Source organism: Janthinobacterium sp. GW821-FHT03A03, assembly GCF_059421435.1.
In genome coordinates, this window is record NZ_JBWKUZ010000003.1 from 139,874 (window position 1) to 155,899 (window position 16,026).

8 protein-coding genes are annotated in these 16,026 nt (G+C 61.6%); 3 read left to right on the forward strand and 5 right to left on the reverse strand.

The features are described 5' to 3' along the window. Nucleotides 1–101 precede the first annotated feature (101 nt). The 5 genes from AC07VI_RS10225 to AC07VI_RS10245 are packed head-to-tail and all read right to left on the reverse strand — an operon-like array spanning nt 102 to nt 6,705. Nucleotides 102–1,064, reverse strand: coding sequence for a VTT domain-containing protein (locus AC07VI_RS10225; RefSeq protein ID WP_086146828.1), 963 nt, complete (start codon nt 1,062–1,064; stop codon nt 102–104). 27 nt (nt 1,065–1,091) lie between these two features. Further along, nucleotides 1,092–2,783: an ABC transporter ATP-binding protein gene (locus AC07VI_RS10230; RefSeq protein WP_086146829.1), complete on the reverse strand. Its 1,692-nt coding sequence runs from the start codon at nt 2,781–2,783 to the stop codon at nt 1,092–1,094. 9 nt (nt 2,784–2,792) lie between these two features. Next, nucleotides 2,793–3,902 (reverse strand): ABC transporter permease, encoded by a 1,110-nt coding sequence (locus tag AC07VI_RS10235; RefSeq protein ID WP_492992732.1) that lies wholly within the window; start codon nt 3,900–3,902, stop codon nt 2,793–2,795. Between the two features lie 9 nt (nt 3,903–3,911). Then, the gene (locus AC07VI_RS10240) at nt 3,912–4,850 is read right to left on the reverse strand and encodes an ABC transporter permease (RefSeq protein WP_076569117.1); all 939 of its coding nucleotides are present in this window, start codon (nt 4,848–4,850) and stop codon (nt 3,912–3,914) included. 28 nt (nt 4,851–4,878) lie between these two features. Beyond that, complete coding sequence (locus AC07VI_RS10245) at nt 4,879–6,705, reverse strand: ABC transporter substrate-binding protein (protein WP_492992730.1); 1,827 nt, start codon at nt 6,703–6,705, stop codon at nt 4,879–4,881. Nucleotides 6,706–7,382: 677 nt separating this feature from the next. On the opposite strand from AC07VI_RS10245, the gene AC07VI_RS10250 reads away from it, so the two are divergent. The 3 genes from AC07VI_RS10250 (at nt 7,383) to AC07VI_RS10260 (ending at nt 15,978) form a co-directional block, all read left to right on the forward strand. Next, a complete protein-coding gene (locus AC07VI_RS10250) occupies nt 7,383–10,112 on the forward strand; it encodes a TonB-dependent receptor (protein ID WP_492992728.1) in 2,730 nt (909 codons plus the stop codon). A gap of 179 nt (nt 10,113–10,291) precedes the next feature. Continuing rightward, nucleotides 10,292–12,970: a TonB-dependent receptor gene (locus AC07VI_RS10255; RefSeq protein WP_492992726.1), complete on the forward strand. Its 2,679-nt coding sequence runs from the start codon at nt 10,292–10,294 to the stop codon at nt 12,968–12,970. A 356-nt stretch (nt 12,971–13,326) separates the two neighbouring features. Further along, nucleotides 13,327–15,978, forward strand: a complete 2,652-nt coding sequence (locus tag AC07VI_RS10260) for a TonB-dependent receptor (RefSeq protein WP_492992724.1) — start codon at nt 13,327–13,329, stop codon at nt 15,976–15,978. The last annotated feature ends 48 nt before the right edge of the window (nt 15,979–16,026 follow it).

The following is a 16,026-nucleotide window of genomic DNA, read 5'->3' on the forward strand; positions in this document are numbered from 1 at the left end:
TTGCGCAAAGCCGCTTTGTAAGGGGCGGCACAGGCGTGGCGCTGCCGTCCCGATGGCACGGCGACGGTGTTTTCGTATTATTACTACCGGTTTTTTACTGATCAGGAAGGCAAGCCTTCGCCCAGCAGGCTGGCCGGCGAAGGCTGGTCCGAGCGGTAGGCGGCGTTCCATGCGTCAAGGCCGCCATGCAGGGGCTTGGCGCGGTGAAAGCCGTGCTGGTGCAGCAGCTTGGCCACCTGCGCGGCCGTGACGTCGTTGGGACAGCTGCAATACACGATGATGTGGCGGTCCTTGTCCATGGCGATCATGGCAGGCACCGGTTCCTTGCCATTGAAGAACAAGGCGCCCGGCACGGCCGGCTCCAGCGCCTGCGCCGTGGCGCTGCGCGCGTCGACCATCAGCGGTTCCTCGCCCAGCTCTATGAGTTCGAGCAATTCATCGATGCCGATGCGCTCGATCTGCAGGGCCTGGCGGAAGCGCCGGCGCTCCAGGTATTTATACAGCAGGAACAGGCCCAGCAAGGTGGCCAGCATCAGCAAGGCCGTGCTGCCCATGGTGCTGAGCAAGTCCAGCACCTGCTGCACGCTGGAATGGAAAATCACGCCGACGACGATGCCCGTGCCGCTCCACAGCAAGGCGCCCAGGCCCGCATACAGGAAGAACAGGCGCGGCGGCGTGCCCAGCGCGCCCGACATGGGCGCGGCCACGGTATTGAATCCCGGCACGAACTTGGAAACGATCAGGGCTTTCGGGCCCCAGCGCTTGAACTTGTCTTCCGTCTGGCTGACGCAGTAATCGGGCGACAGCGAGATGCGGCACAGCAGGCGCAGGATGCGCTTGCCGAAATGGCGGCCCGCGCGAAACCACGTAAAGTCGCTGATCAGGCAGGCGCCCAAGGCGGCGGCCAGCACCAGCCCCCCGTTCATGTCGCCATCGACGGCCAGCGCCCCCGCCACCACGAGGATGGGAAAGGCGGGAATCGGCAGGCCGAGCTGCTCCACCAGCACGATGCCGAAGACAATCAGGACACCGTAATGTTCGAGCAGGTAAATGAGGTTGGGCATGGCCGCTATCTTACCGTAAAAATGCCCCTACACCTGGACGCCCTTCGGTATGGCGCTCAGTAGGGTGCGCGTGTACGGATGCACGGGATTGCGGTACAGTTCGTCCGAATCGGCCAGCTCCACCACCTGTCCCTTGTGCATCACCATCACCTGGTCGGCGATGTATTTGACGACGGACAAATCGTGCGAGATGAAGATATACGACAATCCAAATTCATCCTGCAAGTCCTGCAACAGGTTCAGTACCTGCGCCTGCACCGACACGTCCAGCGCCGAGACGGACTCGTCGCAGACCAGAATTTCCGGCTGCATGGTCAGGCAGCGGGCAATGGCGATGCGCTGGCGTTGGCCGCCGGAAAACTCGTGCGGATAGCGGTGGAAAGCCTGTTCCGGCAAGCCGACTTTATCGAGCAGCCAGTAGGCCTTGGCGATGCGTTCCTTGTCATCGGCGCCGATTTTGTGGATGCGCATCGGTTCGAGCAAAATCTGCCCCACCGTAAAGCGGGGATTCAAGGAGGCGTACGGATTCTGGAAGATGATCTGGATGCGGCGCTTGTACGGCAAATACTCCTTGTCCGGCATGGCAATCAGGTCCTTGCCGTGGAACATGGCCGTGCCGCCCGTGGCCTGATGCAGGCGCAGCAGGGTCAGGCCCACCGTCGTCTTGCCGGAACCGGATTCGCCCACCACGCCCAGCGTTTTTCCGCGTGGCAAGGTAAACGATACATCCTTGACGGCCTGGAATTCGCGCTTGCCGAACAGGCCCTCGCGCGTATAAAAGCTTTTACTGAGGTTGTTGACCACCAGCACGGGTTCGTCGCCCGGCGTGTAGCCGCGCGTGCGCTGTTTCATTTCGATACCGGGGCCCGCCTTGCCGTCCATGTAATCAGCGATCACCGGCAGGCGCCACGGGCGCTCGTCCAGCGAAGGGCGACAATGTAGCAATGCTTTGGTATACGGGTCTTGGGGGCTGTCGAACACTTGCCGCACCTCGCCCGTCTCGCGCACTTCGCCGTGGCGCATGACGATCACCTGGTCGGCGATCTCGCCCACCAGGCCCAGGTCGTGGGTAATGAAGAGCACGGACATCTGGTGCTTCTTTTGCAGCGCCGCGATCAGGTCCATGATCTGCTTCTGGATCGTCACGTCCAGCGCCGTCGTCGGTTCGTCCGCGATCAGCAGCTTCGGTTCGCAGGCAATCGCCATGGCGATCATCACGCGCTGCTGCTGGCCGCCCGACATCTGGCTCGGGTAGGCGTCGATCTTGGTGGCGGGGTCGGGTATGCCCACCTCTTCCAGCAGCGCCAAGGTGCGCGCGCGCGCCTGCTTGCGGTTCATGCCCATGTGCTGGCGCAAGACTTCGGCGATCTGGAAGCCGACGGTAAACACGGGATTCAGCGACGACATCGGCTCCTGGAAGATCATCGAGATATCCTTGCCGCACATGGTGCGCCGCTCGGCGATCGACAATTTGAGTAAATCTCGCCCGCCAAAATGGATGCTCGATTGCTTGTCGATGATGGTGTTATCCGGAGGCAACAAGCCCATCACGGCCAGCGAGCTGACGGACTTGCCGCTGCCCGACTCGCCCACCAGGGCGACGGTGCTGTTGCGCGGCACGTTGAACGAGATGCCCTTGACGGCTTCGAACGTGGTCTTCTTGTCCAGGCGGAAGGTGACGCGCAGGTCGCGCACTTCCAACAGGTTATTCTGGTCCATGAGCAACTCCTATTTCACTTTGGGGTCGAGCGCATCGCGCAAGGCATCGGTAAACAGCGAGAACGCCGTCACCAGCACGGCCATCGCCGTGGCGGCGGCCGTCAGCTGCCACCATTTGCCCAGGATCAGTTCATTTTGTGCCTCGTTGAGCATGCTTCCCCACGAAACGGTGCCCACCGGCACGCCAAAGCCGAGGAAACTCAGGATCACTTCCGCCTTGATGAAGCCCACGACCAGAATCGACATTTGCACCAAAGCAACGTGACTGACGTTCGGGAAGATGTGCGAAAACATCTTGCGCCAGTGCGAGGCGCCGATGGCGTCGGCCGCCATCACGTATTCGCGCGCCTTGTGCTTGATGTATTCGGCGCGGATCAGGCGGTACGGCCCCGTCCAGCCCGTCAAGCCGAGGATCAGCACGATGGTCAGCACGCCCTTCTGCTGCAGCACGGCCGCGACCGTCAAGATCATCAGAATCGATGGAATTGAGGTAAAAATGCTGTAGAACCAGTTAAAAAAGTCATCGACGATGCCGCCGAAGTAGCCGGACACGGCGCCGAACAAGGTGCCCAGCACGACGGCCAGCAAGGCCGCCACCAGGCCGACGACGATCGACGTTTCGCCGCCCTTGATGGTTTTCTGCACAATGTCGTGGCCCCACTTGTCGGCGCCGAACGGCAAGGTCGCCGCCTTGTGCGCGATCAGCTTCTTCGTCTTGCCCATGCCGGCGCGCAAGGCCGTCAAGTGCTCGGCCAGCGGGTCGGTGACGCCGTACATCTCCACGCCGGCAGAGGGGTTGCTGCCCATCTGCGCGCGCAGTTCCGCAATATCGTCGGCCAGCGGGTCGAGCACGTTGACCGGTGTCGGCGCGCTGCGCTCGTCGGACTGGGGAATGGCGCCGTCGACTGGCGCGTCGTTGTCGGCGCCGACAAAGGTGGGCGGCGCATAGCTGACGGCCACTTCGTCTTCCCAGTTCGCCGCCACCAGGCCGCTGGCCGAGGCCAGCACCAGCAGGAAAAAGGCGCCGACCACGGCCAGCGATACCATTGCAATCTTGTCGCCGCGCAAACGGCGCCACGCCAGGGCCCACAGGCCGGGCGATGTATGAGGTTTCGACATCGTCTCTTTCTACTTCAGTTGTACGCGAGGATCGACCGCCTGGTACAGCAGGTCGGTGAGCAGGTTGAAGAGCATGGTAGCGGCGGCAACATACACGGTGATCGCCTTGATCACCGGAAAGTCGCTGCGCTCGACGGCCAGGATCACTTCACGCCCGATGCCGGGGATGCCGAAGAAGCGCTCGAGCAGGAAAGCGCCGATCAGCAAGGCCGGCAAGTTCGACATCACATAGGTAATGATGGGAATGGCGGCATTGCGCAGCACGTGCACCCACATGATGCGGCCTTCCTTCAAGCCCTTGGCGCGCGCCGTGCGCACGTAATCCTGGTTGGCCTCGTCCAGCACGAAGGTGCGGAACAGGCGCAGGGTCGGCGCGATCGACACGGCCAGGCCGATCAGAATCGGCAGGGTCGAATAGCGCAAGAGGTTTTCCCAGAAGCTGTCGCCCCAGCCCTGCACGGGGAACAGGCCCAGCTTGTAGGCGAAGCCGTACTGGAAAACGATAATGTAGACGAGGATGGAAATCGACATGCCCACCGTGCAGGCGATCATCACCATGCGGTCCGTCAGCGAGCCGCGGACAAACGCGATGGCCAGCGCCAGCGCCACGCCGAAAAACGTTTCGAGCACGGTCAGCGGGATCAAGACCATCATCGACGGGCCCAGGCGCGAGGTGATGATGTGCGACACGGTTTCGCCCGTGGCCCAGCTTTGACCGAAATCAAAGGTGACGATCTGCTTGATGAAGATCCACAGCTGTACATAGTATGGCTGGTCGACGCCGAGCTGGCGGCGGATGTTGGCGATGCTTTCCGCACTGGACATCTTGCCGGCCAGGATGTAGGCGGGGTCGCCGCCCACCCAGTTAAACAAGATAAAGACCAGCAGGACCACGCCCAGCATGGTGGGCAGCATCTGCCACAGGCGGCGCAGGATATAAGCAAACATAATGATTCCTTGTTGTTATAAGCTGCGCTTATTTGGCGGCTGGCGCAGGAACTGGTGCGCCATTGCTGTCGATATCCATATACGCCCATTCCTGGAACAGGATAGGGTGTTTCTTGTAGCCCAGCACCGACTTTTGCGCCAGCATGTTGCGGTAGCGCGCATAGCCGATCAGGGCGCCCGCATTGACTTCCAGGCGGCGCGCCATCTTGTGGAACAGCTCGTCGCGCTCGGGGCTGGCCGGCATGGCCTGGCTGGCCGCGTACCATTTGTCGTACTCGGGGTCCTGGTAGCAGCCGTTGTTGTTCTGGTGCGTGTTCGGGCCATAGAACAGCTGCATGAAGTTGTCGCCGTCCGGATAGTCGGCCAGCCACGGCGCCGTGCGCGTCTGCATCTTGCACTGCTTTTCCGTCTTCAAAATGTCGGAAAAGATCATGCGGTCGTTTTCCATGCGGATGCCCAGCGAGTTGTACGTCTTGCGCCACATTTCCGCCTGCAGCACGCCGTTGGCTTCGTTGCGCGAAGCGTAGCGGATCAGCAGCGGCTTGCCGTCCGGCAAGGTACGCCAGCCGTCGGCGCCCTTCTTGTAGCCGAACTTGTCCAGCAATTTGTTTGCCAGCACGGGATCGTATTGCAGCAGGGATTTATAGTGCGGGTCATAGCCGACGACACCAGGCGGTATCGGATAGTCGAGGCGCTTGGCCTGGCCATTCCAGATGATGCGGATTTCCTCGTCGATATTGTGCGCCATGGCAATGGCGCGGCGCAGGGCGATCTTTTCCTTGCTGAAGCCGCCCAGGGTCGGATCTTCCATGTTCCAGTAGTAATAGCTGATTTCCGGGTCCAGCAAGCGCGACAGTTGCACGCCCTTCTCCGCCAGCTCGGGCCGCAGTTTGCCGTTCAGCAATGCCTTCGGCGCCAGCGGGCCGTCGAGCCAGAACACGTCCGTGCCGCCGCTCTGGAAGGACAGCCAGCGCGACTGGTCTTCGATCATCACGGAAATTTCGATGCGGTCGATGGCGGGAATGCGCTTGCCCTGCATCTGGCGCACGATGCGCTGGTCGTCCGGGTCGTCGCCGGCCATGAAGTTCCACGTTTCCGGCAAGTGCTGCGGGTTGCGGTTGAGGACGATGCGGTTGCCGCGCGTCCATTCACCGAGCGTGTAGTAGCCGGTGCCGACGGGATTCGAGCCCACTTCGCCCTTCACGTCGCCGTATTTGTCCACCACTTCGCGCGCCACGGCGGCCGTCGGCACGTAGGCGAGGATCATGGGGAAATTGAAATCGGTCTTGGTCAGCGTGATGCGCAGGGTGTAGGGGTCGAGGATTTCCAGGCCGGCCACCTTCTTGCCGTAATCGAGCTTGTTCGACTTGGCCGCCTCCTTGGCCACCTCGTCCAGGCCCACCACCTTGCCTTCGAACAGCCAGCTGTGCGGCGACGCCAGGCGCGGGTCGAACAGCCGCTTCCACGAATACACGTAGTCGGCCATCGTCAGTTCGCGGCGCTTGCCGCCAAACGCGGCGTCGGGCGTGTACAGGATGCCTTTTTTCAGGCGGATGGTGTAGGTCTTGCCGTCGGCGGACACTTCCGGCATGGCGGCCGCCGCGCCGGGCACCACCTTCACGGGGCGCGCCAGGTAGTCATAGGTGTACAGGGTGTCGAAGACGGCCTGCGTGATGTGGTTCGAATACAGGTCGCGCGCGGTGGCCGGGTCAAAACCCGTCTCGGCGGCCGGCAGGATATAGCGCAAGGTTTTGACCGGCGCGGCCGCGGGGCCAGCGTCAACGGCAGTGGCGGCCAGCGGCAGGGCGGCCAGGCAGGCGAGCAGCGCCACGCGCCGCATCCATGGTGACTTCATGTAATACCCTTCATCTCGATTATCCGTCGCACCGTATTGGTGCGCTTGTACTGGCTTCCTCCTGGGGTACAGGAGTCCACCGCCAAAACCAGTCCATCCTCGCAAGATCTATGCCTTGTTAGCAGCCAGCCGCGCCTGTGCTTTGACGTGCTGGAAAACGCGTAACGATAACGCATATTTTGCATGCCGGGCGAAAAGCCGCGGCACTTCTGGCGTGCGCAGCAACAAGCACCCGCGCCACCTGAGAAATTTTCCGCACCGCAACATAGCGGCGCCGATGCCACGCAAAAGCGCATTGGTAGAAACCCTTACGTCCACGAATGAGCGCATTTTTTAGCGGCGGGAGGAAAACGCATAGCGCAGCGCAACATTGAAATAATTACCAATATGAAAACATCGCAACATTATAAAAAACACTGTTGTTTCCATGCTGAAAGTCCAGATGTGCGCGTTGACAAGGCTTCTCGGCAAATGATCTTATCGGTTGCGGCCACACAAAATGTGCCGGAGTACCCACAGCGATTGCCGACGCAGCAATCTTATTCAGACTAGCGACGTTGTGCCTTAAAACGGCCAACCTGGCTTTTTTCGGAGTTTCGAGAATGATGATGGAAACAGTTATATCCCGCTCCGTACGCCTGATTTTTTCGGGTAGCGTAGCAGCGCTCAGCCTTGGCATGATGGCTGCGCCGGCAATGGCGCAGGACGCCAATGTGCAGCGCGTGGAAATTACAGGATCGAGCATCAAACGGGCCACGGCCGAGACCGCATCGCCGGTACAGCTCATCACCCGGGACGACCTGATGAAATCGGGCAAGGCCACCGTCGCCGAATACCTGCAAACCCTCACCGCGGATGGCGCCGGCTCCCTGCCGACGGGCTTCGGCAACGGTTTTGCCGCCGGTTCGACCGCCATCTCGCTGCGCGGCCTGGGCGCCACCTCGACCCTGGTCTTGCTCAATGGCCGCCGCATGGCGCCGTTCGCGCGCGCCGATGACGGCCAGAAGAGCTTTACCGACCTGTCCACCGTGCCGATGCAGATCGTCGAGCGCATCGAAATCCTCAAGGACGGCGCTTCGTCGACCTACGGCGCGGACGCCATCGCCGGCGTCGTCAACATCATCCTGCGCAAAGACTTCGAAGGCCTGACCCTGAAAGCCGACACGGGCATGTCCGGCGACCGCGACGCCAAACAGCACCGCGCCTCGCTGACCTTCGGCAAGGGCAACCTGGATACGGACAAATTCAACGTCGTCGTCAATGCCGAGTACAGCAAATCGGACATGCTGATGAACAGTGACCGCGCCGGCCGCAAATGGATAGGCAAGGCCGACCTGCGTCCGTACGGCTATGCGATCAACACCCAGTTCGCCGGCGGCTACATCAACAGCAACAACGACGCCAATCCCTCGCCGACGGGCCTGATCCGCGACCCCGTCACCAACAACTATGTGTCCCTGCCCGGCTGCTCCAACTTGTCCGTGTCTTCACCGCAAGATCCGAAAGGCGGCTGCCTGTGGCACCATGACCAGTTCCGCTCGATGCAGCCGAAGATCGAATCGGTCAACCTGTACACGCGCGGCACCTGGCAAGTCAATGCCGATACCCAGGTGTATGCGGAAGCGGGCTACTCGAAACGCGATACGGCCTTCACCATGATCCCGCCATCGGTCACGCCCACCGTCGCCTTCCCGCCGAACGCCGGCAACAAGGCGGGCGTCATCAACTACGCCAGCGGCACCGGCACCAGCATCGTGCTGGCGGCCAACCATCCGCAAAATCCCTATGGCGTGCCGGTGCGCGTGCGCTACCAGGCTTTCGACGTCGGCCCCAGCACGCGCCAGGCCAACAACGAGTTCAACCGCATCGTGCTCGGCGTCAAGGGCAATGCCATGGGCTGGGACTACGATGCCGGCTACACGCATTCGGAATCGAAACTGCACCTCGATTACAGCAACATGCTGAACATGGCCGTCGTCAGGGATGCCCTGGGCGATTCCAGCCCACAGAGCAAATATTTCCCCTACTACATCGGTGCACAGGCAAGCAAGAATCCCGCCTCGCTGTACGCGGCCATGGTCACGAACGCCACTTCCGATTCGACGACCAAACTCGACATTATCGACGTCAAGGCGACGCGCGAGCTGATGCAGTTGCCAGGCGGCGCCCTGGGCCTGGCCGTGGGCGCGGAACACCGTCGCGACAAGCTCGACAATCCTTCGCTGTCGGGCACGCAAGACGGCTCCATCAACGCCAGTTACGTGGCGGCCAAGGGCGACAGCAAGGTCTCGGCCGTGTTCCTGGAAGTGCTGGCGCCCGTCATCAAGACGGTGGAACTGTCGGGCGCCCTGCGTTACGACAAATACGACCGTTTCTCGTCGACCACGCCGAAACTGGGCGCCAAATGGACGCCGCTGAAAACCTTCGCCGTGCGCGGCACGTACTCGGAAGGCTTCCGCGCGCCGGGCCCGGCCGAAAGCAATGCCGATTCGCAATCAACGGGCACCTCGACCGTGACCGACCCCGTGCGCTGCCCGGGCGGCACCCGTTTGCCGGGCGCCAATGCCAGCGACTGCGAACTGCAGGTGGCGGCCGTCAAGGTCGGCGACCCGAGCCTCAAGCCGGAAAAGTCCAAGGGCTACACCCTGGGCATCGTGTGGGATCCGTTCAACGATACCAGCCTGTCGCTCGATGGCTGGAAGATCAAGCGCGAAAACGAGATCAATCCGCTGCCGTACAACGAAGCGGCCGCCCTGCCGACGGCCATCCGTTCCGACAACAACCTGACCATCAATGGCGTGGTGGTGCCGAACACGGGCACCTTGCTGATCACCAAGGCGCCGTACCGCAACTCCAGCTACACGGAGATCAAGGGTATCGACCTGGACGTCAAGCAGCGCGTGCGCCTGGGCGAATACGGCCGCGCCACGTTCGGCCTGACGTGGACGCATATCGCCTCGTGGGTGCGCGCCGAATCGGCCGCCGTGCGCTACCAGTTCGCCGGCACGCACGGCAATTGCGATACGTCAAACTGCGCCGGCACGCCGAAGGACAAGATCAATCTGACCGGCTCGTGGGACCTGGGCAACTGGAACGTCAGCGGCGTTGTGAACTACCGTTCGGACATGAAAAATATCAAGTTTGAGGGCGACCCGTGCGCCTCCAAGCTGGCCAACGGCACGCCGGCGCCGAACGGCTGCAAGCTGGCCTCGTTCACCACGCTCGACCTGTCGACCCGCTGGAACGTCAGCAAGCAGCTGCAGCTGTTTGCCTCGATCAACAACGTGACCGACAAGATCGCGCCGCTCGACCCCCTGACCTACGGCGGCATGAGCTACAACCCGATGGACGCCAGCGGCGCCATCGGCCGCTACTTCAAACTGGGCGCCAGCTACAAGTTCTTCTAAGCCGACACCCGCATCCTGACGCCAGGCGGTGAGCAATCACCGCCTTTTTTTTCGTCGGCGACTGTGGCCCAACGTCGCTCATCCGCACGTCTATTGCGCCAGCGCAAACCTGACCTCCCGCCCGCCTGTAAAACTCCCTTGCAGGCCATTTGGCCGTGACCACGCCACAGGAGTGTCAGATGACGCACACCCGCAGTCCCTCCCCTACCTTGCGCCTGCTGTGCGCAGCCCTGCTCGGCGCGTATGGCCATGCGGCCATGGCGCAGGATACCGGCGCCGCCGGCGCGCCGCCCGCCATGCAGCGGGTCGAAGTCACCGGTTCCTCCATCAAGCGCCTCGTGTCGGAAACGGCCACGCCGCTGTCCGTCTTCAAGGCCGAAGATTTTGCCAAACAGGGCCTGACGACGGCCCAGGAAGTACTCAGCAAGATACCCGCGAATGCCTCCAGCATGGGCAGCGGCAATGCCGTCGGCGGCAACACCAGCGGCTTGCCCACGGGCGGCCAGGCCAGCGCCGACCTGCGCGGCCTGGGCGGTGACAAGACCCTGGTGCTGCTCAATGGCCGGCGCATCGCCAACCACCCGTATGACGGCGCCAGCGTCGACCTGAACATCATCCCCATCGCCGCCCTGGAGCGCGTCGAAGTGCTGCGCGACGGCGCCTCGGCCATCTACGGCACGGACGCCATCGGCGGCGTCATCAACTTCATCACCAAGCGCTCCGTCAACGTCACGAACATCACGGCCGAAGTCATCGCTCCCCAGCACAAGGGCGCGGGCGAGCACCGCCTCAACCTGTCGACGGGCTTCGGCAAGCTCGACGCGGATGGCTACAATCTGTTCGGCGTGCTCGACTACCACAAGCAAAATATGCTGACTTCGCAAGACCGCGACTTCTCGGCAACCGGCATCATCCCCTCGCGCGGCCTGTCCATTACCAGCGGCACTACCTTCCCTGGCAACTATTTTGATGCGGCAGCCAACGGCGGCAAGGGCCTGGCCGGCAATCCGTATGCGGCCAGCGGCTGCCTGCCGCCGCTGTCGGTGCCGGCCGTGCCGGCGAACGGCACCTGCCGCCAGGACTACACGCGGCAGATCGACGACTTGCCGGCGCAGGAGCAAGTCGCCTTCTTCGGCAAGGGCGCTTTCAAACTGGGCGGCGGCCACCTGGCCACCGTGGAATACCTGCATTCGGAAAACAAGGTCAAGGCACGCACGGCGCCGCCGCCGCAAACGGGATTGATCTTGCCCAATACCAGCAAATACTATCCGGGCAATGCGGGCGGCGTGCCGGCCCAGCCGGGGCTGTCGGGGCAGCCCCTGAGCGTCAACTGGCGCCCCGTGGAGGCGGGCCAGCGACAGATCGATTCCGACGGCAAGGCCGACCGCCAGGTGCTGGCGCTGGAGGGGGAGCTGGCGGGCTGGGATTACAAGACTGGGCTGAGTCATGCCATCAGCAAATCGTCGGAAAAATTTACCAACGGTTACGTGCAGGACGCCTCGTTTGCCGCCGGCGTGCTCAACGGCGTCCTGAACCCGTTTGGCGAGCAGGATGCGGCCGGCAAGACCTACCTGGCCAGCACGGCGCTGCGCGGCGAAGTCCAGAACGCCAGGGTCACCACCACGGGTTTCGACGTCAAGGGCAGCCGCGACCTGACGCAGCTGGCCGGCGGCCCGCTGGCCATCGCCGTGGGCGGCGAAGTACGGCGCGAAAAGGCCGACTTCAACGTGAACCGCGACATCGCCGGCCAGGCTGCCAGTTCCGGCCTGTCCGGTTCGCTCTCGAAGAGCGGCGGGCGCACGATCCAGGCCGTCTTCGGCGAAGTCAACTTGCCGCTGATCAAGGACCTGGAAGTGCAGCTGGCGGCCCGCTTCGACCATTACAGCGACGTGGGCAGCACCACCAATCCGAAGCTGGCCCTGCGCTACCAGGCCAGCAGCGCGCTGGTGCTGCGCGGCTCGGCCAGCACGGGCTTCCGCGCCCCGACCCTGTTTGAAAAGAACGCGCCGCCATCGAAGAATGATACCAACGATACCTACAACGACCCCATCCTGTGCCCGGGCGGCGTGCCCCAGCCGGGCGCCAATCCCCTGCGCGACTGCGACCTGCAGCAGTTCAAGCTGCAAGGCGGCAACGAGAAGCTGAAACCGGAAAAATCCACCACGTTTGCCGTGGGCGTGGTGCTCGAACCGGTCAAGGAAGTCACCGTCGCCATCGACTACTGGAACATCCATTTGAAGGACAAGATTTCTTCCCTGCCCGAACAATCGATCTACGGCAACTACGAGAAATACAAGGCCTTGTTCCTGCGCAATCCCGACGGTTCGCCATTCGCCATTCTCGACATGAACGACAACATCGGCGAAGTGAAGACGGACGGCATCGACGTCAGCCTGAATGCCCGCCTGGGACGCGGCGCCTACGGCGACTTCAGCGTGTCGGCGGACGGCACCTGGACCCACAAGTACGACTACCAGAACGAGCGCGACGGCCCGTTCATCGCCAACGTGGGCCGCTATGCGGACAACAATCCCGTGTTCCGCTGGAAGCATACGGCCGCGCTGAACTGGCGCATGGGCAACTGGGGCGCCACCGTGTCGCAATCGTTCAAGTCCGGCTATACGGACCAGAACAATGTTGCTGACCAATACAAGCACGATGTGCCGTCATACAGCCTGCTCAATGTGTCGGGCAGCTACGCATGGAAGGGCCTGCTGCTGACGGCCGGCGTGAAGAACCTGCTGGACAAGGAACCGCCGTTCTCGAACCAGGGCACCTTGTTCCAGAAAGGCTATGACCCACGCTACACGGACCCGGTCGGGCGCGCCTGGTACTTGCGCGGCAGCTATACGTTTTAAGGGGGGTTTTCAGATCACTAGATAAAACAGGCAGCGCTGGCAACAGCGTGCCAGCAACAGAAGAGCGGCGCCATCAGCGATGATGTGCGCCGTTTTATTTTACGCATCTGAGCACGGCTGACAAGGGTCCACGATATTTTATTCCTGAAGCAATGCAAAAAAAATAGCAATATGTTGCATTTCGTCCAAAAAGTCTGCACGAAATTGACAATCTGAATCATGAATGTTTTGATGAGGGCCCGGAAAATTTACAGAATTTTCATTGGTGGATTTTCAAAAAGGCAAATAAATTGTTGGTAAGCAACAAGTTATTTCAAAATAATTGCCGCCTTTATCACAATAACAAGGAATTTCAGATGATGATAGAAAATGTAATATCGCGGTCGCTGCGCCTGATGTTTGCTGGCAGTTTGGCCCTGGGCATGCACGCCGCGTACGCACAAGAAACAACAGATGGCACCATGCAGCGCGTGGAAGTCACGGGTTCGAGCATCAAGCGCCTGGCATCGGAGACAGCGCTGCCGATCACCTCGATCAAGGCTGACGATTTCGCCAAGCAAGGCTTGACGACGGCGCAGGAAGTCCTGTCCACCATTTCCATGAATCAGAGCTCGCAAAGCAGCTCGCAATCGGTCGGTTCGGGAACGGGCGGCCAGTCCGTCGCCGACCTGCGCGGCATCGGCGGCGACAAGACCCTGGTCCTGCTGAACGGCCGCCGTATCGCCAGCCACCCGTTCAACGGTTCGTCCGTCGACCTGAACATCATCCCAATTTCTGCCCTGGAACGTGTCGAAGTGCTGCGTGACGGCGCCTCCGCGATCTACGGCACGGACGCCATCGGCGGCGTGATCAACTTCATCACCAAGCGTTCCGTCAAAGGCGGTTCCGTCACGGTCGAACATTACGAGCCACAGAAAGCGGGCGGCGGCGACGAGTCGCGCCTGAACCTGTCCGGCGGCTATGGCGACCTGAACAAAGATGGCTTCAACGTCTTCGGCGTTGTCGACGTGCATCGCCAGTCGGCGCTGAGCACGGCCGACCGTTCCTTCTCGAAGAGCGGCTACATCCCGAGCAAGGGCGTGGATAACCTGAGCGGCACCACCTTCCCGGCCAACTTCTACGATACGGGCAATGGCCTGATCGGCAACCCGGCCTTCGCCGGCGGTTGCGTGGGCGAGAACCTGTACAAGAATACCTCGGGCAAGAGCACGTGCGCCATGGATGTCACGCCATTCATCCAGGCCATTCCGAAAACCCAGCAGGAATCCTTCCTGGGCAAAGCCAGCTTCAAGCTGAACCAGGATCACCTGGCCACCATCGAATACCTGCACTCGCGCAGCACCAACGAAGCACGCATCTCGCCGCCGCCGATGTCGAACATCGGCATCCTCATGTCGTCGAGCTCGCCTTACTACCCAGGCGGCAGCGGCGGCGTGCCGGCCGTGGCAGGCCTGTCGGGCGAGCCGCTGGACATCAGCTGGCGTCCAGTGGCGTCGGGCCAGCGCAGCGGCTTCGACACCAGCACCTCGGACCGCCTGGTACTGGCTTCCGAAGGCGTTCTGGGCGCATGGGACTACAACGTCGGCCTGAGCTACTCCGTCAGCAAGGCCACCAGCGCCTTCACGGGCGGCTACCTGAATGACCAGCGCATCATCGACGGCATTGGCAATGGCATCCTGAACCCGTTCGGCGAACAGAGCACCGCCGGCGCGGCATACCTGAAGGATTCCGTCCTGAAAGGCGAGTACCTGAGCGCGAAGATGACCAGTACCGCGGTCGACGCGAAGATCAGCCGCGAGCTGTTCAACTTGCCGGCTGGCGCCGTCGGTTTCGCCGTCGGTACGGAATTCCGCAACGACAAGGCGGAATACAACGTGAACCGCGACCTGGCCGGCCAGGCATCGAGCTCCGGCTACGCCGAAGCGCAGAACCAGTCGGGCAGCCGCAACATCTCCGCCATCTTCTCGGAACTGAGCATTCCTGTCGTGAAAGACCTGGAACTGTCGCTGGCAGCCCGTTATGACCACTACAACGACGTCGGCGGCAGCTTCAACCCGAAAGTCGGCGTACGCTGGCAGCCAACGAGCCAGGTGCTGCTGCGCAGCTCCTACAACACAGGTTTCCGCGCGCCAACGCTGTATGATCTGCATGGTCCGCAAACCAAGACCTTCACGGCCAACAAGTACGACGATCCACGCCTGTGCCCAGGCGGCGTACCAATTCCTGGCGCCAACAGCAACGTGGCCTGCGGCGCGCAGCAATACATCCGTTCGGGCGGCAATCCGGACGTCGGCCCGGAAAAATCGAAAACCTTCAGCGCCGGTATCGTCATCGAGCCAACCAAATCGCTGACCGTCTCGCTCGATTACTTCCAGATCAAGCTGCGCGACAAGATCGGCACCGTGGCCGAACAGACCCTGTTCGACAACTATGCCAAGTATCAAAGCAACTTCATCTACACCGCTGACGGCAAGCTCGATTACGTGCTCGCCACCCTGGGCAACCTGGGCGAAATGCACACCTCGGGCATCGACCTGGGCCTGAACTGGAAATTGCCACGCAGCCAGTATGGCAACTTCACGTTCAACTTCGATGGCACCTGGGTGCAGAAGTATGAGTACCAGAACGAACGCGGCGGCGAATTCTTGCAAAACGTGGGCGTGTATGGCGACAAGGCACCAGTATTCCGCTGGAGACATAATGCATCGCTGCAATGGAATCTGGACAAATGGAACGCCACGCTGTCGAACAAGTACATGAGCGGCTACCGCGACCAGAACTATGTCGATCCGCAATTCGAGCAAAGCGTCAAGGCTTACTCGGTATGGTCGCTGTCGGGCGCGTACTCGGGCTTCAAGAACACCGAAGTCACCGTGGGCGTGAAAAACCTGCTGAACGAAGATCCACCGTTCAGTAACCAGATCGGCACCTTCCAGTCTGGCTACGATCCGCGCTACGCCGATCCGCTGGGCCGTACTTTCTACGTGCGCGCCACGTACAAGTTCTAAGCCCGATAGGCGCTGAAAACTGAAAAGCCCGGAAAGCTTAGCTTTCCG

Excerpts from the sequence above, each read along its gene's own strand:
- AC07VI_RS10225 (WP_086146828.1), bottom strand. The coding sequence starts at position 1,064 with ATGCCCAACCTCATTTACCTGCTCGAACATTACGGTGTCCTGATTGTC.
- AC07VI_RS10230 (WP_086146829.1), bottom strand. The coding sequence starts at position 2,783 with ATGGACCAGAATAACCTGTTGGAAGTGCGCGACCTGCGCGTCACCTTC.
- AC07VI_RS10235 (WP_492992732.1), bottom strand. The coding sequence starts at position 3,902 with ATGTCGAAACCTCATACATCGCCCGGCCTGTGGGCCCTGGCGTGGCGC.
- AC07VI_RS10240 (WP_076569117.1), bottom strand. The coding sequence starts at position 4,850 with ATGTTTGCTTATATCCTGCGCCGCCTGTGGCAGATGCTGCCCACCATG.
- AC07VI_RS10245 (WP_492992730.1), bottom strand. The coding sequence starts at position 6,705 with ATGAAGTCACCATGGATGCGGCGCGTGGCGCTGCTCGCCTGCCTGGCC.
- AC07VI_RS10250 (WP_492992728.1), top strand. The coding sequence starts at position 7,383 with ATGATGGCTGCGCCGGCAATGGCGCAGGACGCCAATGTGCAGCGCGTG.
- AC07VI_RS10255 (WP_492992726.1), top strand. The coding sequence starts at position 10,292 with ATGACGCACACCCGCAGTCCCTCCCCTACCTTGCGCCTGCTGTGCGCA.
- AC07VI_RS10260 (WP_492992724.1), top strand. The coding sequence starts at position 13,327 with ATGATGATAGAAAATGTAATATCGCGGTCGCTGCGCCTGATGTTTGCT.